We start from the raw sequence: 22675 nt of genomic DNA on the forward strand, positions 1-22675 counted from the left end.
GGTGAAGTATTGCAGATATTTAAGCTGTTTGGTTCGATTCTTATTGATGATAAGGAAGCACAGAATAGCCTGTCTAAAACTGATAAGAAAGCTAAAGGCGTTGGAGAACGTTTAGGTGGCGGAATTAAAACAGCTGCTAAATGGGGAACGGCGCTTGCAGGCGCGGCTATAGGCGTAGGAGCAGCTATGTTTGGATTGGCCAATAAAGCAACGCAGACAGCCGACGCAATCGCAAAAGGAGCAGAAAAACTAGGTGTAACGACTGATTTTTATCAAGAGATGGACTTTTGGGCAAGCCAAAACGGGCTTTCTCACGACAACATGGAAAAAGCTATCGGTCGATTCAACCAACGTTTAGGCAAGGCCACAAACGGAAACGAAAAATACTCGGAAGCGTTAAAAGAGCTAGGTGTAAATCTAGATGATGTTAAAGACGGAACACTATCTACCGAAGATGCATTCGCTCAATCTATATCAACTTTATCCGAAATGGAAAATGAACAAGATAAAGTAAATTTAGCAACTGAGATGTTTGGTACGAAACTGGCTCGTAATTTGTTGCCAGCATTAAACGATGGTTCCTTGAGTATCGATGAAGCCAGGGAAAAGGCGCAAGAACTTGGGCTTGTACTTGAAGAGGATTCATTGTATGCAGCTGAAGCTTTTCAAGATTCATGGGATCGGATTAAACGTTCACTGGGTACAGCAGCTACACAAATCGGATTAGACCTTATGCCGATGTTTCAATCTTTAATGGATTGGGTTATTTCTAATTTGCCTGCTATTCGTGAAACTTTTTCAAACGTATTTGGATTTATTCAAACAGCAACAGGATGGGTTACGGACGGGATCGGAAAAGTGATTGGATTTTTAAAGGACTGGGCCACTCAAAACGAAGGTTCATTAAGTAGTATTTGGGAAGGGTTCCAAACTTATCTAGGTCTGCTTTTAGCGTACTGGTCAATGGTTTTCGGAACAGTACGAGAAGTACTTCAAGAAGTACTTAATTTTATTGTTCCTTTTGTCATGGAAACCCTAATAAAAGTTGTTGAATTTTGGAAACAAAATGGTCAAGCAATACTAGAAAATGCGGTGCTAATTTTTAATAGTGTCAAAGAAACGATAATGACAGCATTACAAGCAGCCTGGGTAATTATTCAAGAGGTCCTTAATATTGTTGTTCCTTTTATCCAAGAAAAATTAGCTGTCCTAAGACAATTCTGGGAAGAAAACGGCCAACAAATTATGCAAGCCGTTCAAAATGCTTTTTCATTCATACAGTCAGTTATTGAATTTGTTATGCCAGCAGTCATGCTTGTAGTTCGAACTGTTCTTGATTTAATCATGGGACTTTTTAATGGTGCGCTAAATATCATTATGGGACTAATAAAAACTTTTTCCGGACTTTTTACCGGCGACTGGTCGAAAATGTGGGAAGGCATTAAGCAGCTATTAAGTGGAGCACTCCAATTTGTGTGGAACTTGATAAATCTTACATTAATCGGTCGTGGTTTGGCTCTTATTAGATCGTTTGCAAGCGTTGGTGTTAACCTGATTCGCGGTTTAGGCACGAACATCATGAATATTTTCCGAAACATAGGATCGTCTGTAACAGGTACTGTATCTAATTTAATTTCAAGAGTGCTTGGATTTTTCCGAAACATGGGTTCAGGAATCCGATCAGCGGTCAGAGGGATTTTTACAAATATTAAAAGTACGTTTAGTGATATTTTATCATTTGTTACTGGATTGGGAAGTTCCTTTCTCAGTGCGGGTAAAGGGCTTATTGATCAAATGGCCAAAGGAATTAAAGAAGCAGCCACAAAAGTAATCGACTCTGTTAAAGACATAGCTGGGTCAGTACGTGACTTTCTACCGTTTTCACCTGCCAAAGTTGGACCATTAAGTGATTTGGATAAGCTTGATTTTGGAGGACCTATTGAAGATTCAATAGATAAATCAGAAGGACATGTTAAGCGCAGCTTGGAGCACCTGTTGACGATACCTGATAAACCAAAAGTAGAGGACAATGCTAGAACCACGGTGATGACTAATCAAGGAAATCCTGAAAGTGATTCTAGGAGATATGACAAAGACAAATTTGATTTAACCGTCTTAGAAGAGCTTTTACTCGAAGTAATTAGAGCTATAAGAGAAGGTAAGAACATCATTTTGAATGATAAAGTTATTGCTAAAGAAACTGGGGATGCTAGGGCAGAAGATGATGGCAAGAGAGTGAGACATACTGAAAGGAGGCTTGCTACCTAATGTTAGGCATTAAATTTTTAGGGAAACATTCTTATAATGATTTTGGTGTAACAATGGCCAAAGGGAAAGAAATAGGCATCCCAGAAAAAAAGAAAATAAAGGTAGCAGTCCCTTTCTCAAATATTGAATATGATTTCAGTGAAATTTATGGGTCTCAATCTTATGAACCTAGATCATTGTCTTATCCATTTAATATTTACAAACCATTACCAGGGAAATCGCAAATGAATTCTAAGAAAACGCAAATTATTAATTGGTTAATGAATAGTCGAGGTAAGCAAAGGTTATATGATGATGCTTACCCAGGCTATTATTTTCTTGCAGAAGTGGAAGGTTCAAATTCTTTTTCAGAGGATTATGATACGGGAATTTTAACTGTAGAATTTACCGCATATCCTTTCATGATTTCAGAACTTCCAGAAGGTCACGATATATGGGATGAGTATAATTTTGACTTAGACATTATGCAATCTACGTCATTTGAAGTGGATGGCGAATTAACAGTTATTTTATACAATGTAGGCACTCCGGATGTAATTCCAACAATCACAGCTTCCAGTGCAATGACAATCGTTAAAGATGGCATTATATTTAATGTGCCTACAGGTGAATCGAAAAGCGAAGAATTTGTGTTAAACTCTGGTGAAAATGAATTGATTATTACGGGAAGTGGATCAATTGCTTTCGAGTTTTATAAGGAGTTGATCTAATGTTTAGAGTTACGATTAATAATGATGGATTAGATAAGGTAATCCACAGCCATCATGTGAATGGATTAAAATTAGAGCAAGGAAAAATTAAAAAAGAGATTAACAAAGTTGATTCTTTTAATTTGGCTTTTCATCACAACAATCCAGCACATGGGAATATGAAACCTTTTAAAACATTGATAAACGTATTTGATTTGAAAGAAAAAGAATATGTATTCGAAGGAAGAGTCTTAGAACCAGAAGAAGAAATGACAAATAACGGGCTTCATGTTTTTTCTTATGCATGTGAAGGTGAATTATCTTACTTACAAGATTCGCAACAAAGGCATTTAGAATTCCAGGGAACCCCAGAAGAACTTTGGATATCTATAATAAATTACCACAATACACAAGTTGAAGAATACAAACAATTTAAACCTGGTGTTATAGAAGTGACCAACTCAACTAACTATTTATACTGTTATTTATCTGCGGAAGAAGATACATTTAGCGCAATTGAAAATGAATTGATAGATCGTTTGGGTGGGGAGCTACGAATCAGGAAGGAAAATGGAGTCAGTTACTTGGACCTAGTTGAAAGAATTGGCGAATCAAAGCAAACTGAAATCAAAATTGCTAAAAACCTAAAAACAATTACCAGAAGCATTGACCCAACTCAAATAGTTACACGATTAACCCCTCTTGGGACACGAGTTGAAACAGAAGGAGCTATTGACGCATCACAGGCAAGATTAACAATAGAAGAAGTCAATAACGGCATTCCTTATATTGATCGAGAAGATTTAAAAGCAGAATTCGGCATTCAAGGCGGCTCGCAGACGTGGGACGATATAACGGACCCAAATAATTTATTAACAAGGGGTCAACAATGGATTGATAATCAAAAAATCGCATTATACCAACACAAGATCAGTGCAGCTGATCTTTTTTTAATTGGATTGGATCCTGATTCTTTTCAGGTAGGTAATGACCATCCTGTTATTAATCCTGTCATGAATATCGATGAACGATTACGTATTATTGGAAAAACAATCGATATTTTAAAACCAGAGGATGACAATTTAACGATTGGCGACAAGTTCAAAACATTAAATGAGTACCAGGCTGATGCCAATAAACAAGAAAAGAGAATCGTACAATTACAAAGCAAAATGAATCAACAATCAAGTCGATTAGCATCAATTCAAAGTGAATTGGACAACGTAGATCAATCAGTTACAGATATAAATCAGGCATTAGCAGATGCAGATTTGCCAGCACTTGAAGAAGCTATCGAAAATTTAAATCTAGCCGTAAATGATTTAACAGATGCGGTAGATGCCATACCAGATTATCAGCCAGCAACTCAAACAGAGGACGGCCTTATGAGCGCAGCGGATAAGACCAAACTAGATGAATTAGAAAAGTATGAGGTAGCTACCGAAACCGAGGACGGCCTTATGAGCGCAGCGGATAAGACCAAACTAGATGAATTAGAAAAGNTGCTGCAGATAAGACAAAATTAGATGAACTTGAAAATTATGATTTAGCTACTGACCTGGAAGATGGATTAATGAGTGCTTCAGATAAATCAAAAGTAGATTTAATCACCGTATTAAATGCTATTAATTTGGATGATCTAAAACAGAAATTAGACTTAATTACTGTGGTTAACGCAATTGACCTTGACCAATTAGAGGAAAGGGTGACTAATCTTGAAACTCAGTAGAGCAGAGGAGTTAGCAGAACAGTCACGAAAAATAAGGGAAAAAGCACATCTAGTAAAAGAAAAATGGAAAGCAAGGAGTGACGATTAATGGCAGTTCCTGAAAATATTGAAGAATTAGCATATGAAGTAAGAAATGCTATCCATGGTAGTGAAGTAAGAGAAGCTATTGCGTCATCCATGGAAGCTACTGCTGATGTGGCTGATTGGTCGAGACAGGTAGCGCAAGATATCATCGATGGAAAATTTGACGAGGGTAAGCTGGCAACTGAAATTGAAAATAAACTTACTCAATTAGAGCAAGATTACGCTCCAAACTTAACTGCTTTAGAAACAGAGGTTGGAGATGCACGCGGAAATAAGTCGAGTTTAGTAGAAAGACTGAATTCAACAGACTTGGAATTGGCACAGATTACGAAAAATGAAGTGCTAGTTATTGGGTTTCAAAACAGGGTAACAGACACTAATAATCTTCAATCTGCAATAGATAATGCTCCGGAAGGAACTAAGCTTAGGTTAACCGGAAAATTTTATATTGAACGTGTTTACTTAAAATCGCATATAACATTTGATTTGCGTAAAGCAACAATACTATGTGAATCTCCATCAAACTGGACTATAAACGAAGCAGATGCCTACACTCGAACGTTTTATATGAGTGCGATTGAAAATGTAGAATTTATAGAAGGTGTATTTGAAGGAACAGGTCTAGCGGATGACCGAACAACATCTATTTATGGTAAAGATTCTACTAATATAAGATTTAGTGGAAAACAAACATTTAAAAGGTTATCTCACGGAGTTCAATTACAAGATTGTAGCAGGATTAACGGCGACACTTTGTTGGGTGATACTTTAAACGGAGAATATGATGTATCTTTAGGTTTAAGAGCAGCAGTTATAAGCGCACAAGGAACTACATCAGTAGATATTAAATCTATACAATCTTACAATTCAAGAAAAGACGTAATTTATTTAGGAAGTACCAGTTCGCTTAATCCATGTCGGGATTGGTCGGTTGGTAGTATTGTTTCCGAAGTGACTTATGCTTCTAAGGTTGAGAGCGACCCTGACTGGCTAGGAGCTTCCAACGCACTACATTTACGTTCTGTTGAAAATCTGACAATCGGAACTGTGGTCGTAAACGGCGGATATACCGCTTTGGATATGCAAGCAACTACGCCTGACACAACAGGAGATAGAGTGAAAAATGTAAAAATCAATAATGTTGTTGCTAGAAATATTATCGGTAGAGATCCGGTTATTTTATCTTCTTCTAACGGAGATCAATCCATAGTCAAGAATATAGAGATTGGTACAATACAATTGATGGATTGCGAAGCTGTAACGAGTACCAATACTGCAAACGTGTATCTAAATAGTGTGAGCAAAGTTAAAATCGGTACAATAATTGGAAACAATTTATTAGGCAACCTGTATAGAACAAATAACGTAATTGATGTAGAATTAGAAACAGAAATCGCAACTGGATTGTATAGAAATAGTTCCATTTTAGCTGCTTATGCATTTATGGCAAGAGGCGGTTCGAAAAATGTTAAAGTCGGAACAATATTTTTTGATGGTTTGCAGGTGGATGGTTCAAATAGTCTTGACACAGCTTGTGATTTATCCGGTGCGAGCAATGTGAACATCGATTACATCAAAGCAAAGAATGCTTTAGCTGGATTATCGACTATTAATTCAGCGAGTGGTATACAGGTTGGAGAAGTTATTGCAGATGACTGTGATTATATCATGATGATTAGAGATAACACTCTAGATTTACAGGTTAATAGTTATCATGGCGCAGGTACAATAATTGAAGAAGTAAGATCAGGTAGTGCATATGTAGCTCCACGGGAAAATAAAATAAGTTTAGTCCGAAAGTCAAGGATAATTATTAATCCACAATGGGCAGGCAATCCGCCGAGTGTTGGTAACTTTAGACAGGGAGATAGATGGTTGGTGGACAAACCAACAGAAGGTGAAGCGGTTGAGTGGGTGAACATGACAGATGGAACGCCGTCATGGTTTCCAGTTCAGGTAGGTTCTAAAAGGTCTGTTAGTGGTACACCATCTTTTGTTGGGCAAACAGCAGTAGTTTCAGGTATTGCTTATATAGCTACAGGAACATCATCTAACGCAGACTGGAAACAGATTACAAATTAAAAAAAGAAGCTCTTAAAAAAGGGCTTCTTTTGTACTTTCCTTCTGATTCGGGACAGACACAATGACTAAAAGTAGTATTAAGAAAACATTGATGGAAAATATAGAGTTTCCAGAAATGAGAGCGAATGTCCAAGATATTAAGAATACAAGTATAAAGTGAAATCCAAGCGTTTTAATTTCTTTGAAAGACATGATAATTGACCAAAACAGCATAAATGACAAGATTATTAAACCGATTAAACCCGAAAATAACAGAGTAGAATAAAACGGACTATGTGGGTAATCTTCTTGTATACTGGGCGCGAATTCATTTGCAAATTTCGGTAAGTATCCAAAACCCGAACCAATAAAAACTTCAAGAGGATTAGCATCATTATACATTCGGGAAGCATAGTCCCATCTAACTGTTCTAGGCGACATACTATTGCTAGCTTCTTCATATTGTAATGTTTCGAATCGGTATTTTAAATTTTGTATTTCCGGAGAAGATTGAAAGTTAAATTCAACATTAAACAAGTTGACAAAGAGTAAAGCGAATATACTAACGTAAAGCGCTCCAAGGCTTATTTTAAATAGTTTTACAAAATTTTTGTTCAAATGGAAAATGAATTTTACTAATAAGAAAAGAACAAATAATAATACAATAATGGCTACTATCCAGCCACGCCTTGAACCAGCCAAGATAAGAGAAGAAAATATAGTCACAAAAGAAATTAAATAATAAGACATATGGGTAATTTTTTTTGAATTACTTAACAAATACGTAGTCATGATTAAACCTGGTATAAGACCAAGACTAAACATATTATAGTCACGCAATAATGATGATCCGGTTGGATAATAATTTCCCATGAAAAACTGTGGTAATTGGATACCTCCAAGTAGCTGATAAAATTTATATAGTGATATTAGAGAAACTATAAAAGAAACAAAGACGGCATATTTAGCAAAATTATGTATTAATTTGGGGTAATCATCTCTATTTAAATCGCTCAATAAAGCCCAAATGATAAAGAAGCTTAGAATATTAGTTAAGTCAGAAATATTACTTGAATATATCCTGCCACCACTAAGGGTCATACCAAGGATATAAGTTAAAACTGCAAGGAAGAATAGGATAAAACCAATATTAATTCGAACCTTAAATTTTCCAGTGATTACTTTTAACAATCCAAATAAGATAACAATTAATCCAAATAAAGGGAAACCGTAAGGGTAAGACAATGACAAAAGAGCGACAGCCAATATTATTGCAATGCTATTTTGGCTATTATTTAAGTATATTATTAATTTCATAAAATTACTCCTATTTCATTTATTTTAAAATCCCTATTAATAATAGCATTTAAAAGGGGTGATGTTAAGGTAATTTTTACCAATAGCTGGAAATTCGGAGCAAAATCCGAACTGATGAATATTCAGTAAATTTGTAAAGGCATCTCATAGAGGTGTCTTTTTTTTGGAGGTGTCAGCAAATGGGGGACCGTCAGCTATGCTGACTGACAAATGAGCGCAGCGAGGCTTGTCATACGTCCCCCTTATGCTCTTCCGTTGATACGTCCCGGGATGACAGTCGATACAATTATACCGTCGATAAACCCCGGTGCGACATGCGTGATGACACTTCGGTGCAAAATACGTGCCGACTAACCGACGTATTCCACCCCGATTTAAGCCCGCCATATCAACATTCGCCGAATAAGTTGCGTGTGGGAAACAAAAAATTGCGTATGACGAGTTAGTCGGGTCGAAATCCGGTGCGAAACTACGGTGAGAATTCCGCACCGAGTGCCACTGTGCCATCGACCCCGTCAAACCCGCGCCAGAATAACACCACCCGATGGCAGTCGGTCCGAAATTTCGAGGCGAGTGTATGACGGTGGCATTGAGGGTGGTTTGGGTGTTTAATTTTTTATGGATGTCAGTGTTGTCAAGAAATTATTAAGAGGTCCAGCACAATCATCTCACACGGAATCAGGTACCGTGTGTCACATGCCATGCAACAAGCCGTATCCCATCTCATTGCATATACTGTACGTATTTGGTGTGGCATGCGCTGCGGGTTTTCAAAAAAAGAGAGCGATCAGATTTTATTCTGACTGCTCTCTTTTAATACCAAAATATCTGCAATATCACATTCCAGAACTTCACATATTTTGGCAAGATTTTTTAATGGAATATGTTTAGAAGCATTGTTGCACATTTCGCTTATAGAAGGGTGTCTTATGCCTGTCATTCTTGCGAATTCGCGGTGAGAAATTTTTCTTTCTGCCAGCAAATCATTTAATTTAATATGAATATGCAATTGTTCAACTCCTTTTTTGTTTTGTTAAACATAACACATTGACACGAAAAATGTAACGTGCTATGTTGATTTTGTAACGAACAACGTAACAATAAAGGAGGAAATAATTTGATTAATGACACAGCCAGACTAATGAACGATGTCCGAACGATTGTTAGTACAATTTCCCCTGATACAGACGAAATAAAATTAACACACCGGTTAGAAGAGATCATCCATAATTACAATGTAAACAGAAAATCTAATGAGGACCAGGAAAAGGATTTACAAGAAAAGATTGAAATATATATCAATGCCAGACGAATTGAAGGATATAGCAAAGCGACTTTAAAAGGCTATCGAGTCGAGCTAGGTATGTTTAGCAGATTCATAGACAAGTCGATCGTTTTGGTTAACACATCTGATATCCGACAATATCTTGCTTCTAACGAAGAATGGAAACCGAGTACAGTCGATAGAAAACTATCTGCAATAAAAGCTTTCTTTGCTTGGTTAGTGGACGAAGAGTTATTGATTAAGAATCCAGCAAGCAAAATAAAGCCACCTAAACAACCTAAACGATTGCCTAAAGGGTTAAGTATAAAAGAAGTTGAAATGGTCAGAGAGGCATGTAAAACAAATAGAGAAAGAGCCTTAATGGAGGTGATGTACTCAACAGCTTGCAGATTGAGCGAGATTGCCAATATGAAAAGAAGTGACCTGGATCCGCAGAACATGAGTATCAATGTAATTGGTAAAGGTAATAAAGAGCGTACCGTATATTTGTCTGATAAAGCTATGTATCACTTAAACAAGTATTTGCTAAGTAGAAAAGAGAATAGATTTGGCCCATCTGATTATCTATTTATTGGGGAGAGAAGACCTTACCGAGATTTGACGGGTGCAGCTATTGAAAGTATTGTCGATAAAATTGAAAAACGTGCGAACATCTCTAAAAAGCTTACTCCGCATGTTTTTCGCCATACCGCAGCAACTTTAATGATGGAAAACGGAGCTGATTTAGCAGACGTGCAGCACATACTCGGTCACAGCAATCCAAGTACAACATTAATTTACAGTTTTGTAACCGAAGATCGTAAGAAGCAAGCGCATAAAAGATATCATGCGCAGTGAGAGTCCTGTCCAGGGCTCTTTTTTATGGGGAAATAGCGGGATAGCGCGCACTATCCCTCCCACCGCAGGGTTATACGGTGGTCTTAGGTAATACGAGACAAGTCACATTTTTAAGGGGGTTACTATGACACAGGAGGCAAAGGAAATGGAAAATTCCGAACGGTTAGCAGTTGTAGAAACCAAACTGGAACAAATCAGTGTAACCATCAATTCGATGAATGACAAGCTTGATGTGTGGAATCAGAGTTACGTGCCAAGAGCCGAGATTGATTTGAAGTTTGATGCCAGGGACAAAAAAATTGAACAAATAGATAAGAAGCTGGAAGCAGAAGAACACAACAAATGGAGCATACGAAAACTTTGGCCTGCATGGTTAGGTGTGGCGTTGTCAGCAGGTGCATGGTTGGAAAAAATATTTTAAGGAGGAAGTCAAATGAAAATCAACTGGAAAGTAAGAATCCATAGCTATCCATTTTGGGTGGCTCTTTTTGGTTTAATCGGATTGATCGTTACAGATGCAGGATGGATGAATATGGGCTCATACGAGACCTATGCACAGGCTATAATGCTTTTGCTTGTTACAGGTGGCGTAATTACAGACCATACCACAAATGGGTTATCAGACAGTAAGCAAGCGTTGGGTTATACAAAACCTAAAAAGGATGTGAAGTAATGGGATATAAATTTGAAGATTTGCCGCAGCTGGTGGACCACAGGAAGTCAATTCCGAAAAATGGAAATTATTCAAAGCGCACGCAATCAATTAAAACCCGTGTTTGGCACCATTCTTTGACCAAAAAGGACTTAGCTGGATCCATCGCTTCCGCTTTTGCTAATTATCATATTAGTTTAGGTTGGCCAGGGGCTGGTTACGCATTCATAATCGAGCCTAAAAACATCGTTAATACACCAAAAGGTAAAAGAGCCCGTATTGTATATGCTAATGATATCAGTTTACGGACCTTCCATGTCGGTAATAGTAATCAGTATTCTTTGGGCGCTTGCGTAGCTGGTGATTACCGTTTTGATGGTCTTGACGATGCAACTAAAGCCACAATTGACGAGTTACAGGAAGCGCTTGTTGCTGATAAAATCGGTGAAGAGGACAAATCTCACAATGAGATGCCAGGTTACGGCTGGAAGGACTGCTGCGTGTTTAATTACAAAGAGGCTTTTAAGTTTCTAGATGCCAAGAAACCAACTGCCGCGCCTGGAACGTATAAAATCCAAGAGGGCGACACTTTCTGGGGAATTGCTAACAATGATGAGGGTATTACGGTAGAGGATTTAATTACAGCCAATCCTGGTGTAGATCCTGCTAAATTGCAGATTGGACAAGTAATTAATCTTGGTAAAGCTAAAAATGCTTATACACCAAAGCCGAGCGCACCTAAAAAGCCACAGTCAACTTATAAATATCCATTACCTGCAGGTGTATGGAAACACTATGAAAAGGGCGGCAAACGTGGCTCTTTTGATGAAGTTAAGCAAATTCAAAGAGCGCTTAATGCCGTTAACTTTAAATGCGGAAAAGAAGATGGATGGTATGGTGACAAAGTTGAAGACGCAGTAACGCGTTTTCAAAAGGTTTACTTGCCGTATGAAATTGATGGTAAATATGGACCGAACACTAAGAAAAAATTACAAGCTGTGTTGAAGTCAAAAGGGTATTAAGTTTAAAATTAATTAAAAATCTATCTTGTATTAGCTGATGTTAAAAGCCTCCCAGCTGCGGAAACAGTTGAGAGGCTTAATTTTGTTTATACAATTCATCTACCGTACAATTCAATAATTCAGCCAATTTTAAAGCGTTCTCCAATGACGGATTACTATGCCCATTAATCCACCTTGATAAAACAATATGACTTACACCTAAACTGTGAGCAACTTCCTTCTTTGATAAACCACTTTTCGCAATCCACACATTTATATTATTCTTCATTTCATCACCCTATATAAATATTTCCACAAACTAATGTAATAAACCTTTATATTTTTAGTTTAATTTTTTAAAGTAATAGGTATATTCCTCGTTTGTCTGGATATACTATTACTACAAGCGACTATTCAACCGCATACAGAAACGCACATACCACACACGGGTTACGGGCATACCTGATTTTCAAATTCGCTCGTTCTCTCACTCCTTCCACTCTTTCCCTCTCTTCATGACAGGGAAATATATACTCGTCTAGATACTCTCAAATACTACTAATCTAATAACCGTATATAGAAATGAATAGAGATGGCTTGAATATGAAAAAGAATAGGGGAATGTATATGGAAATGCTGATAGGTGGAGGGATCGCTGCACTCTCCATTTATGCTGCAGCAAACTGGAATCCAAATGACAAGAAAAAAATTGAACACACTTTTGCAAACATCGGTTATAAGGTTAAGGATCGCACACCTGCATTAATTAAAACTCATAAAACAGATGTGTCTACCTCATACACTTATAACGTGCCGTATGGCCTTGTGGATGAGGATAAGCTGCAGGTATTAGAAAAGGTACTCAACAGACCTGTTAAAGTTTCTTTTGCCAATCAGAAGCTACACATCAAGGTATATAAAAAGAAACTTCCCACGCGCTTAGATTATGACTGGAATAAAACAGAGGGCTGGACCGTACCGATCGGATTTACTCAGGAGCAATTAATCAATCATGACTTCGATAAGATCCCGCACATGACAATTGCTGGAATGACCAGGCAAGGAAAGACCGTGTTATTAAAATTACTTTTTGCACATTTAATAAATAATCACCCTGATGATGCGGAGTTTTACATCATTGATCTAAAGGGTGGACTTGAATTTAATAAGTACAGGAATTTGAAACAGGTTAAATACGTTGCCAGTGATGTAAACGAAGCCTATACATGCTTGCAATTAATTCAGAAGCAAATTAGAGCCGATATGAAGGAGTTTAAAGCAAAGGGATACACTAACATTATTAACACATCAAATCATCGTAGGCGGTTTGTAATTGTGGATGAGGGTGCGGAACTCACTCCATCTAAACATCACAGTAAAGAAGAAAAGCTTAAATTTGATTATTGTCAGTATGTCTTATCAGAAGTTTGCAGAGTTGCTGGAGCGTTAGGTTACAGGAATATATTTTGTACCCAGTATCCAACGGCTGACACGCTCCCCAGGCAGATAAAACAGAACAGTGATGCAAAGATCAGTTTTAGATTACCGACTGAAATAGCAAGCCGTGTAGCAATCGACGAACAGGGAGCAGAGACTATTTCAAACATAGGAAGGGCTATTTATCGAACACATGAAAAACACGTCCTGCAAGTGCCGTATGTCGAAGATAAAGAGATATTAAAAAGATTAAGGGAGTGGGAGTCAAATGATGGTGCAACAACAGAAACGCCAACAGAGAGAAGAACAGATACTCTTGTCATTGAATGATCTCACGTATGCAACCAGACGGCAATTGCAAGTAGTGAATAAATTAGGTGGTGACCGAAATGCACACAGAATACTCCAACAAATGGAAAAAGATAAATCCATCTGCAGCATAAGAACCGAGCAGAAAATTTACTTTCTTTCAAACCGAGGGAAAGAACGTATCGGATCCACTCAAGTTGAATTAAAGAAATCTCAAATACTTCACACATTAATGAGGAACGACTTGTATATTTTATTAGGCCAGCCCAGCGATTGGAGAAAAGAAAAACCAATCAGATTAAATGGAGAAGTATTTTTAATCCCTGATGCCACATTTAAAAAAGCAGGAGAGTATCATTTTGTTGAAGTGGATAATGAGCAGACGATGAAAACCAATATTGATAAGATTAAAAAATATAAGGAGCTCTCATCTGTCTTGTTTGAAAGTTACAAGCATACACCCACATTGATATGGTACTCGTTATCGGAATTGAGAAAAGAAAAATTAAAAGAAGCCTGTATAAAAACAGGCGTAAAATTTGTTATTTATTGAATTTAAAAGTATATTGAAAGTGGTCTAAATTTGTATAAAACATTATCCATAATATACAGGTAATACACAAATTCAGTTCAAAACCCCTGTTATATAGGTCTATTCGTTAATGTAATGTTAACGCTATTATTATGAAAAATAACAAGAAAAGCATGGTGATTCAGATGACAACTAGTGGTGAAAGGCTACAGAAAGTAATTGCGCAAAGTGGTATAACGTCCAGAAGAAAAGCGGAACAAATGATCATAGATGGGAAAGTAAAGGTAAACGGTGAAACTGTGACTGAACTTGGAACAAAAGTAACAGGGTCAGACAATGTTGAAGTAGACGGAGTACCGTTGGAAAAAGAGGATTTCGTCTATTACGTATTGTATAAGCCAAGAGGCGTAATCTCCAGTCTGAAGGATGATAAGGACAGAAAAGTTGTTATTGATCTAATGGAAGGTGTAAGTGAAAGAGTATTTCCAATCGGGAGACTCGATTACGATACTTCTGGTATACTGCTTTTAACAAATGACGGGAATTTTGCAAATTTGTTAATGCATCCAAAGCATGGAGTGGAAAAGGTTTACGTCGCCAAAATTAAAGGAATACCCGGCAAGAGAGAACTCGGAAGACTAAAGAGAGGTGTCAAATCAGATAAGGACTTATTAAAAGCCTCGAATTACAATGTTCTTTCCACCGATAAAAAGAAAAACACTGCGATCATTGAATTAACTTTACAGGAAGGCAAGAACAGGCATGTAAGAAGAATGATGGAGCAATTAGGCTATCCTGTCATGAAACTGAAGAGGGAAAGATACGGTGTGCTCACGTTAGACGGACTTAGACCCGGTGAATATCGTGCTCTATCACCTAAAGAAGTAAAGCAGATGAGAAACTCTGCTATTAAATTGTAAAACAATAGTCAAACTTTACTCTTTACTCAGGTGTTATAATGATGAGGGGAGTGATTTATCTTGAGTCTGGAACAAAAAAAAATAAACAAGCAGAAGAAAAAAAGAAATCGTCTAATATTTAGAACGGCAATCCTGGGTATATTAGTTGCGGCTGTTGCATTTGCGCTTATCAGCAACCTCCAAAAAGATAATACAGTCTATAAAGCTGGAGATGCAGCTCCAGACTTTCAACTTAAACAGATCAGCGACAACTATGATGCAGAGGCAATTCAATTAAGTGACCTGGAAGGAAAAGGAGTAATGCTTAATTTCTGGGCAACCTGGTGTAAACCATGTGAAGCAGAGATGCCGTATATGCAGGAATTATATCCGGAGTTCAAAGATAAAGGTGTTGAAATCGTAGCAGTCAGTCTGGACGGTACAGAGCTTGTCGTTGATCGTTTTATTGATAAATATGATTTGACATTTGCTATCCCTCACGATAAAACGGGAGAGATTAGAGATTTATACAAAGTTGGACCGATACCAAGCACATTCTTTATAAACCCGGATGGGGAAATTGAAGAGGTTGTGAATGGTGCTTTAACATTGGAACGACTTGACGGATATTTGCAGGCAATACAACCGAGTACGAATTGACGGCATACAATCATCGTGGGGGATTTAAATGAAAAAAATAAAATGTGAATGTGGACACATCAATCCTGAAGGAACAGTATTATGTGAATCATGCGGGAAGCCTATCGAAGGGAACCAGCATATTGATGGCAATGAAAATAGTAAACTGATCAATATGCGCTACGACGGTACTGCACGTCGTTCACAAACATATAATAAATCGATCATTGACAAAATATGGAGTTTTTTCTCTTCCGTTAAAGTCGGTGTATGGCTAATTGTTATTGCATTGGTAGCATCCATGCTCGGAACGGTTTTCCCACAGGAAATATACATACCTGCAGATGCCGTATCACGCGATCCTGCGGTTTTTTATGAAGATAGATACGGCATATTAGGACTGATTTATTACCAGCTTGGATTTCATAATCTATACAGTTCATGGTGGTATATGATTTTAATAGCACTCATTGGTATTTCTCTCGTTATCTGCAGCTTGGATAGGTTTGTACCATTGTATAAAGCATTAAAAAAACAGAAAGCGAAACGTCACGAAACATTTTTAAACAGGCAACGATTATTCAGCGAAACGGAAACGGTATCCAATGAAGATATCGAAACCGTTAAAGCGAATCTGAAAAAAGCGCGTTATAAAGTCAGTGATGAAGATGGGCACATCCTTGCCGAAAAAGGAAGGTTCTCCAGATGGGGACCTTATGTTAACCATATCGGGTTAATTATTATTCTTCTGGCTGCTATTTTACGTTCCACATCACTTATGTATACCGATGAATACATATGGGTGAGAGAGGGCGAACAAATGGTTATCCCCGGTACGAGCGGAGAATTCTATATTGAAAATAAGGATTTCGTGATGGAAACACATGATGAAAATGATGAGCGCTTCAGTCAGGCCATTCAGCAGGAAGGTACCGTACCAAGCAACTTTCAGACTGATATTGTAGTCTATCAGGATACAAATAATTCGATACCGGGAGCGGAGCCTGTGCTTGATCCAATATTGGAAGAGTCCATCCAAATGAATCAGCCTGCAAAATTCGATAAGTATACATTGTACCAATCAGGGTATCAAATGAACGAATTTACCAATATGACTTTTAAGATTCATGAAACAGATGATCCTGATGAGACCTCCTTGGGCACATTTACGATTGATTTGGCTAACCCCGAAGCAGTCTATGAACTGGATAATGGGTTCGAGGTTACGATCGAGCAATATTATCCCGATTACCATATGAATAACGGCCAGCCTGCATCACAAACGAATTATCCAAGAAATCCGGCTTTCGTTATGATGGTATATCCGCCTGATAATGAAAACCCCGAAATAAGCTTTCTCGGAATCGGAAAAAATATTGATGCAACCGGAGAAAATGATTATAAGCTCGGGATTGTAGACTTTGATTTGCATGATGTCAGCGGTCTTACGCTAAGAGTCGATTACACATTACCGTTCTTTATGGTCGGTGCAGCAATATTTATGATAGGAGTTATACAAGGAATGTATTGGCAGCATCGCAGAATCTGGATCAATCCAAAAGGAAACGGGATTTTACTTGCCGCCCATACGAATAAAAACTGGTTCGGTATTTCTAAAGACATTGAAAAATCGATTGAAAACACTTCCATTAAGATGGTGGAAGACCAACAGGAATTGGAAGAATAACGTGCTGCACAATATGTGCAGCAGGCTTATTCCAGGCTAAGGAGGAAATTTAATGGATTTACTTAATTTGAGCAGTACGATGCTCTATACAGCATTTATTCTATATCTGATTGCAACTTTTTTCTTCGGCGCAACCATCAGACAGGAGAAATCTGACAGGCGAAAAAAAACAAAAGCCGGAACAATAGGGATAACAATTACGATCATCGGATTTATCGCTCAACTCGTCTACCTGGTTACGAGGTGGATGGCAAGTGGACATGCACCAGTAAGTAATATGTTTGAGTTTATGACATTTTTAGGAATGTGTATGGTTCTTGCTTTCATCATTATTTATTTCTATTACAGATTTACTTTTCTTGGTTTATTCGCATTGCCGATTACAATGGTAATCATAGCTTATGCAAGTATGTTTCCAACTGATATTTCCCCATTGGTGCCTTCATTGCAAAGCCACTGGCTGTACATACATGTAACAACAGTCGCATTGGGACAAGGGATTTTATTTATCAGTTTTGTCGCAGGAATTATGTATTTGATTCGACAAATCGATCAAAGCGTGCGAACCACAAAAAATATTTGGCTTGAGATTGTTCTCTATACCATTATTTTATGTGTCGGTTTTATTCTCATCACTACAACTTTCAACTTAATGAATTACAACGCAACCTTCGAATATCAGGAAGGAAATCAGAGTGTTGTTACCGAATATCATTTACCAGCCATCGCCGCTCCGAATGAAGGAACACTTCTTACAGAAGACGCTATGCAGCCATGGTTCCAAACACCTGCATGGATGCAGGGCGCAGATGCCGGAAGAAAATTCAATACAGTAATCTGGTCATTTATTGCTGGTACAATTCTTTATGGTGTCATTCGATTGTTTACACGTAAACGGATTGGGGCGAAAATACAGCCACTTCTGAAAAGTGTTAAACCTGATTTGCTTGATGAAATCATGTATCGTTCGGTAGCCATTGGATTTCCGGTATTTACACTTGGCGGTTTAATATTTGCTGCAATTTGGGCACAGATTGCCTGGGGCCGGTTCTGGGGTTGGGACCCTAAAGAAGTCTGGGCACTTGTTACATGGTTTTTCTATGCTGCCTTCCTGCATTTGCGCCTATCAAGAGGATGGCACGGCGAAAGATCAGCCTGGCTTGCAGTTGTAGGTTTTGGAATTATCATGTTTAACCTTATTGTAGTTAACTTGGTACTTGCTGGCCTGCATTCGTATGCTTAGACATTTCATTACAGAACGGGGTATCATAAAGATACCTCATTTTTTTTAATACTTTTCAGCATACAGTTTATAATTACTATCAGCGTTGAATATAGGGGGAGCTAACATGGATCCGAAAGCAAAAATTTTAGTCGTTGACGATGAAGAAAGAATTCGCAGACTCATAAGAATGTATCTTGAACGGGAAGAGTATATGGTAGATGAAGCCGAGAATGGGAAGGAAGCCTTGGAGAAGGCCCTGGATACTGATTATAATGCGATCATCCTCGATATCATGATGCCGGAAATGGATGGAATCGAAACATGCCAGGAGTTGAGAAAAAAGAAGGATACTCCAGTAATCATGCTGACCGCAAAAGGCGAAGAAGCTAATCGTGTGCAAGGGTTTGAAGTTGGAGCTGATGATTATATCGTGAAGCCTTTCAGTCCAAGGGAAGCGGTTTTGCGAGTGAAAGCAGTATTGAGAAGAGTATCAGCATCCTCTTTCAATGAAACAGATACTTCTTCCAAAAATATTCTGGTATTTCCTCATATTACAATCGATCATGATGCACATCGAGTTACTGCAGATGGAGAAGAAGTAAGCCTTACTCCAAAAGAATATGAATTACTCTGTTTTCTTGCCAAGTCTCCGGATAAAGTATTTAACAGGGAGCACTTGCTGAAAGAAGTATGGCAGTATGAATTTTTTGGTGATCTTCGCACGGTTGATACGCATGTCAAAAGGCTTCGTGAAAAATTAAGCACTGTTTCCAAATCCGCCGCCAAAATGATTGTAACCGTTTGGGGAGTTGGCTATAAATTTGAAGTTGATGATGTATAATGTTCTGGCGCAGTGTAGTTGGTAAACTTTCATTAACAATTCTATTGCTTGTTGCGTTTGTACTTTCCATTCTGACTATATTTTTGATGGAATTCTTTGAAAGTTTTCACATACAGGAAGCCGAAAACGAAATGATGCAAACAGCAACAAAAATCTCTTCTCTTGTGGAAAGAGGTCAGGATAGGCCATTTGTCGAAGAAATGACAGAGTTGCTTAAAGATCCATCCAGTCGCATTGCTATATTTTACAGCGAAGACGATATCTGGCTGTCTACAAGCAATGATGATGATCTTCTTCCACAGGATGAGAATTGGCTGGAAACCAGGGATGAAATTAATGAGGTGCTTCATAACCAGCAAAAGATCCAAAGGCAAATCAATTTTCCTGATACAGATAAAGAAATGATTATTGTTGGTTCACCTATTGAGAATGGTGGGGCCATATTTGTCTTTCAGTCGCTTGATATCATTAATCAAACCAAAGCGCAAACTACCAAGCTGATTCTGTTAAGTGCTGGGATTGCCATTATGCTTACTGCTTTCTTTGCGGTATTTCTATCGACCAGAATCACTTCCCCTTTAATTAAAATGCGTGAAGCGGCTTATGATCTGACAAGGGGAGAATTTAATACGAAGGTCCCTGTACTGACACATGATGAAATAGGTGATCTAGCTATCGAGTTTAATCGGATGGGTAGACAGCTTAAATTTCACATCAATGCATTAAGACAGGAGAAAGAGCAGCTATCCAGTATTGTAAGCTCGATGGCTGACGGTGTGGTGACCCTGAACCGTAATGGGGATATACTTGTCATTAACCCCCCAGCACAAAAATACATTGATGATTGGCATTTTAAAAATGATGTTCGGTCAAAGGAAAATCGCAAGCTGCCAACGGAATTGCAGGAAGCTCTTAAAGAAGTCATTGAGGGGGAACAGGCTGTTTTGCGGGAAGCTGGTCTGCAGGGAAGAAACTACGTGATGCTGATGACACCTTTATATGATCAGACCTATGTAAGAGGGGCAGTTGCTGTTATCCGTGACATGACGGAAGAAAGAAGATTGGATAAACTTCGAAAAGATTTCATAGCAAATGTATCACATGAGCTTCGCACTCCGATTTCCATGCTGCAAGGATATAGTGAAGCGATTGTTGATGATATTGCAGATACAAAAGATGCTAAAAATGAACTGGCCCAAATTATTCATGAGGAATCCCTTCGTATGGGGCGGCTCGTCAATGAATTACTGGATCTTGCTAGAATGGAAGCAGGACAAATACAAATAAATCTGGACAGGATGGATTTGGAGACTTATGTCAAACGTATCGTAAATAAGTTTAAAGGGCTCGCATCCGATAATAATATTGAACTGACAATGGAGTTAAACACGGAACCTTCGAGTGGGATATTTGACCCGGACCGGCTGGAACAAGTATTTACCAACTTAATTGATAATGCCATCAGACATACTGGTGAAGGTGGAACGGTCCATGTTTCCGTAGTAAACACCCTTGATGAAATGTATGTAGAAGTAAATGATAGTGGCAGTGGGATACCAGAAGAAGATATACCGTTTGTTTTTGAACGTTTTTATAAAGCAGACAAATCCAGGGTACGCAACAAAGAGAAAAAAGGGACCGGCCTCGGTTTGGCAATTGCCAAAAACATTATTGATGCCCATAAAGGCACCATTCAGGTGAAAAGCAAATTAGATCAAGGAACTACATTCAGCTTTAGAATTCCCCAACAACAGAAGCAGTAAATTAGACTTTCCGATTTATACTTCTTGTGCTATGATACAATTGTATTGGAATTGAATAGTTTAATTTGAATATTGAAATTCGGTGAATTTTTTAGGGAATCCAGTGAAAGTCTGGAACTGTCCTCGCAACTGTAATTGATTACGAAATAAGCAATCCACTGTACAGGATAATGTATGGGAAGGGCTTAAAGTAGGTTGGAATCAAAAGTCAGTAGACCTGCCAATTTCAATTGTTTCGATGCTTCGAGGGTATAAGCGGTTGAGACATGCGAATACATAAAGCAAATTTGCCTATGAATATTTGTCTGTCTTGAATCTGCCTTGATCCACCAGGGCGGATTTTTTTATTTAATTCCAGTAACAATATCTTTTGAAGGATGGGGAAGACGATGAAAAAATGGATGTTAATGTTCACCGTAATTATTTTGTCAGCAGGGTTATTAATTGGATGCACATCTGAAGACGATACGAACCAAAATACATCGGTCAGCACGAACGAAACTTCCGATACAGAACAGGTAGCTGAAGATTCTGTCCGCATTACTGTTTCTATCAACGAAGGCGAAGAGTTTGTTACAGAGGAAGAAATCGAAATTGAAGAAGGCGACATACTGATGGATGTGATGGAAGAAAACTTCTATATCGAAACAGAATTTGATGGCACATACATAACTTCAATCGAAAGAGTTGCTGCCAGTGACGAGGATGGGACAGCATGGATGTTCTTTGTAAATGATGAGATGCCTACCGTTGGGGCAAGTGAATATGAACTGTCTCCTGGCGATAAAGTTGTTTTTGATTTACAATCCTGGGAATAGAAGATGAACACATACAAAATTACGATAATAGCTTTACTCGCTGCCATGGCCGTAGCAGGTAGATATGTTTTTCAATTTATTCCAAACGTCCAGCCAGTAACTGCTCTCATAATCATATGTGGCCTGATTCTTGGTCCATTATCGGCGATTCTTTTGGCGGTCGTGACTACCTTCCTCTCTAATATGTTGATGGGAACGGGCATATGGACGATATGGCAAATAGTTTCCTGGAGTATGATCGGTATTTTAAGTGGGTTGTTGGGGAAAACCTTTCACCGCCTATCGCTTTTATTTATTGTACCTTTTGCGGTGTTCAGTGGATATTTATATGGGGTTATCATATCACTGACAAGCTACCAAATCACAGGAAAATTCTGGCCATATTATTTGGCAGGACTTCCTTTCGATACAAGTCATGCTATAGGGAACGCAGTATTTATCATACTTTTGTATCCAATTATGAATCATTTATTCAGTAAATATGCAAAGCATAGATTCACGATTAAAAATACCAGCTGACCACAGCTGGTATTTTTTCTTGCCTTCAGCCTTTATAATAATAACTCAGCTTTCACTCCAATATAATAAGCTCAAACGTTTAA

Annotated in this window: 21 protein-coding genes and 1 riboswitch; of the genes, 18 read left to right on the forward strand and 3 right to left on the reverse strand. The window is 38.1% G+C overall.

The genetic code is table 11. The annotated features are described in order from the left end of the window. Nucleotides 1-9 precede the first annotated feature (9 nt). From A4245_RS02535 to A4245_RS02550, 4 genes are all read left to right on the forward strand, one after another. On the forward strand, nt 10-2268 hold the full coding sequence (locus A4245_RS02535; RefSeq protein ID WP_067725375.1) for a phage tail protein: 2259 nt from the start codon (nt 10-12) through the stop codon (nt 2266-2268). Then, nucleotides 2268-2978 (forward strand): phage tail family protein, encoded by a 711-nt coding sequence (locus A4245_RS02540; protein WP_067725376.1) that lies wholly within the window; start codon nt 2268-2270, stop codon nt 2976-2978. The genes A4245_RS02535 and A4245_RS02540 overlap by 1 nt, the downstream gene beginning before the upstream one ends. Then, the coding region (locus A4245_RS02545; RefSeq protein ID WP_234402332.1) for a phage tail spike protein at nt 2978-4459 on the forward strand (1482 nt) is incomplete at its 3' end. The genes A4245_RS02540 and A4245_RS02545, both read left to right, overlap by 1 nt. A 314-nt stretch (nt 4460-4773) precedes the next feature. Continuing rightward, nucleotides 4774-6852, forward strand: a complete 2079-nt coding sequence (locus A4245_RS02550) for a hypothetical protein (RefSeq protein WP_067725378.1) — start codon at nt 4774-4776, stop codon at nt 6850-6852. A gap of 12 nt (nt 6853-6864) precedes the next feature. Here A4245_RS02550 and A4245_RS02555 read toward each other — a convergent pair whose 3' ends face one another. Together A4245_RS02555 and A4245_RS02560 are read right to left on the reverse strand one after the other, a co-directional pair. Further along, the gene (locus tag A4245_RS02555) at nt 6865-8148 is read right to left on the reverse strand and encodes an O-antigen ligase family protein (protein ID WP_067725379.1); all 1284 of its coding nucleotides are present in this window, start codon (nt 8146-8148) and stop codon (nt 6865-6867) included. 787 nt (nt 8149-8935) lie between these two features. Continuing rightward, complete coding sequence (locus tag A4245_RS02560) at nt 8936-9157, reverse strand: helix-turn-helix domain-containing protein (RefSeq protein WP_067725380.1); 222 nt, start codon at nt 9155-9157, stop codon at nt 8936-8938. 108 nt (nt 9158-9265) lie between these two features. Between A4245_RS02560 and A4245_RS02565 the strand changes: the two genes are divergently transcribed. The 4 genes from A4245_RS02565 to A4245_RS02580 all read left to right on the forward strand — a co-directional run bounded on the left by A4245_RS02565 (nt 9266) and on the right by A4245_RS02580 (nt 11944). Continuing rightward, nucleotides 9266-10270 (forward strand): tyrosine-type recombinase/integrase, encoded by a 1005-nt coding sequence (locus A4245_RS02565; RefSeq protein ID WP_199860641.1) that lies wholly within the window; start codon nt 9266-9268, stop codon nt 10268-10270. A 145-nt stretch (nt 10271-10415) separates the two neighbouring features. Further along, complete coding sequence (locus A4245_RS02570; protein ID WP_157087640.1) at nt 10416-10691, forward strand: hypothetical protein; 276 nt, start codon at nt 10416-10418, stop codon at nt 10689-10691. A 12-nt stretch (nt 10692-10703) separates the two neighbouring features. Continuing rightward, nucleotides 10704-10943 (forward strand): phage holin, encoded by a 240-nt coding sequence (locus tag A4245_RS02575; protein WP_067725382.1) that lies wholly within the window; start codon nt 10704-10706, stop codon nt 10941-10943. Next, nucleotides 10943-11944 (forward strand): peptidoglycan-binding protein, encoded by a 1002-nt coding sequence (locus A4245_RS02580; protein ID WP_067725383.1) that lies wholly within the window; start codon nt 10943-10945, stop codon nt 11942-11944. Before A4245_RS02575 ends, A4245_RS02580 begins: the two co-directional genes overlap by 1 nt. Nucleotides 11945-12020: 76 nt before the next feature. On the opposite strand, the gene A4245_RS02585 is transcribed toward A4245_RS02580, so the two are convergent. After that, entirely contained in the window at nt 12021-12212 is a 192-nt protein-coding gene (locus tag A4245_RS02585) for a helix-turn-helix transcriptional regulator (protein WP_067725384.1), read from the reverse strand. Between the two features lie 338 nt (nt 12213-12550). Here A4245_RS02585 and A4245_RS02590 point away from each other — a divergent pair, with 338 nt between their 5' ends. The 10 genes from A4245_RS02590 to A4245_RS02635 all read left to right on the forward strand — a co-directional run bounded on the left by A4245_RS02590 (nt 12551) and on the right by A4245_RS02635 (nt 22592). Then, a complete protein-coding gene (locus A4245_RS02590; protein ID WP_084268635.1) occupies nt 12551-13690 on the forward strand; it encodes an FtsK/SpoIIIE domain-containing protein in 1140 nt (379 codons plus the stop codon). Further along, complete coding sequence (locus A4245_RS02595; RefSeq protein WP_234402333.1) at nt 13629-14222, forward strand: replication-relaxation family protein; 594 nt, start codon at nt 13629-13631, stop codon at nt 14220-14222. The genes A4245_RS02590 and A4245_RS02595 overlap by 62 nt, the downstream gene beginning before the upstream one ends. A gap of 164 nt (nt 14223-14386) precedes the next feature. Beyond that, complete coding sequence (locus A4245_RS02600) at nt 14387-15121, forward strand: pseudouridine synthase (protein WP_067725386.1); 735 nt, start codon at nt 14387-14389, stop codon at nt 15119-15121. A 60-nt stretch (nt 15122-15181) separates the two neighbouring features. Then, nucleotides 15182-15760 carry a thiol-disulfide oxidoreductase ResA gene (resA, locus tag A4245_RS02605; RefSeq protein WP_067725387.1) on the forward strand — a complete coding sequence of 193 codons (579 nt, stop codon included), beginning with the start codon at nt 15182-15184 and terminating at the stop codon, nt 15758-15760. Nucleotides 15761-15788: 28 nt separating this feature from the next. Beyond that, nucleotides 15789-17426, forward strand: a complete 1638-nt coding sequence (gene resB, locus A4245_RS02610) for a cytochrome c biogenesis protein ResB (RefSeq protein ID WP_067725388.1) — start codon at nt 15789-15791, stop codon at nt 17424-17426. Between the two features lie 52 nt (nt 17427-17478). Continuing rightward, nucleotides 17479-18669, forward strand: coding sequence for a c-type cytochrome biogenesis protein CcsB (gene ccsB, locus A4245_RS02615; RefSeq protein WP_067725389.1), 1191 nt, complete (start codon nt 17479-17481; stop codon nt 18667-18669). A 106-nt stretch (nt 18670-18775) separates the two neighbouring features. Beyond that, the gene (locus A4245_RS02620) at nt 18776-19492 is read left to right on the forward strand and encodes a response regulator transcription factor (protein WP_067725391.1); all 717 of its coding nucleotides are present in this window, start codon (nt 18776-18778) and stop codon (nt 19490-19492) included. Next, nucleotides 19492-21255, forward strand: coding sequence for an ATP-binding protein (locus A4245_RS02625; protein ID WP_067725393.1), 1764 nt, complete (start codon nt 19492-19494; stop codon nt 21253-21255). The genes A4245_RS02620 and A4245_RS02625 overlap by 1 nt, the downstream gene beginning before the upstream one ends. 62 nt (nt 21256-21317) lie before the next feature. After that, nucleotides 21318-21494, forward strand: a riboswitch (cobalamin riboswitch). Between the two features lie 150 nt (nt 21495-21644). After that, a complete protein-coding gene (locus tag A4245_RS02630) occupies nt 21645-22073 on the forward strand; it encodes a DUF4430 domain-containing protein (RefSeq protein ID WP_067725398.1) in 429 nt (142 codons plus the stop codon). Nucleotides 22074-22076: 3 nt separating this feature from the next. Beyond that, nucleotides 22077-22592: an ECF transporter S component gene (locus A4245_RS02635; protein ID WP_067725399.1), complete on the forward strand. Its 516-nt coding sequence runs from the start codon at nt 22077-22079 to the stop codon at nt 22590-22592. Nucleotides 22593-22675 lie beyond the last annotated feature (83 nt).

The sequence above is a fragment of the Oceanobacillus damuensis genome (assembly GCF_001618145.1).
GTDB lineage: Bacteria > Bacillota > Bacilli > Bacillales > Amphibacillaceae > Oceanobacillus > Oceanobacillus damuensis.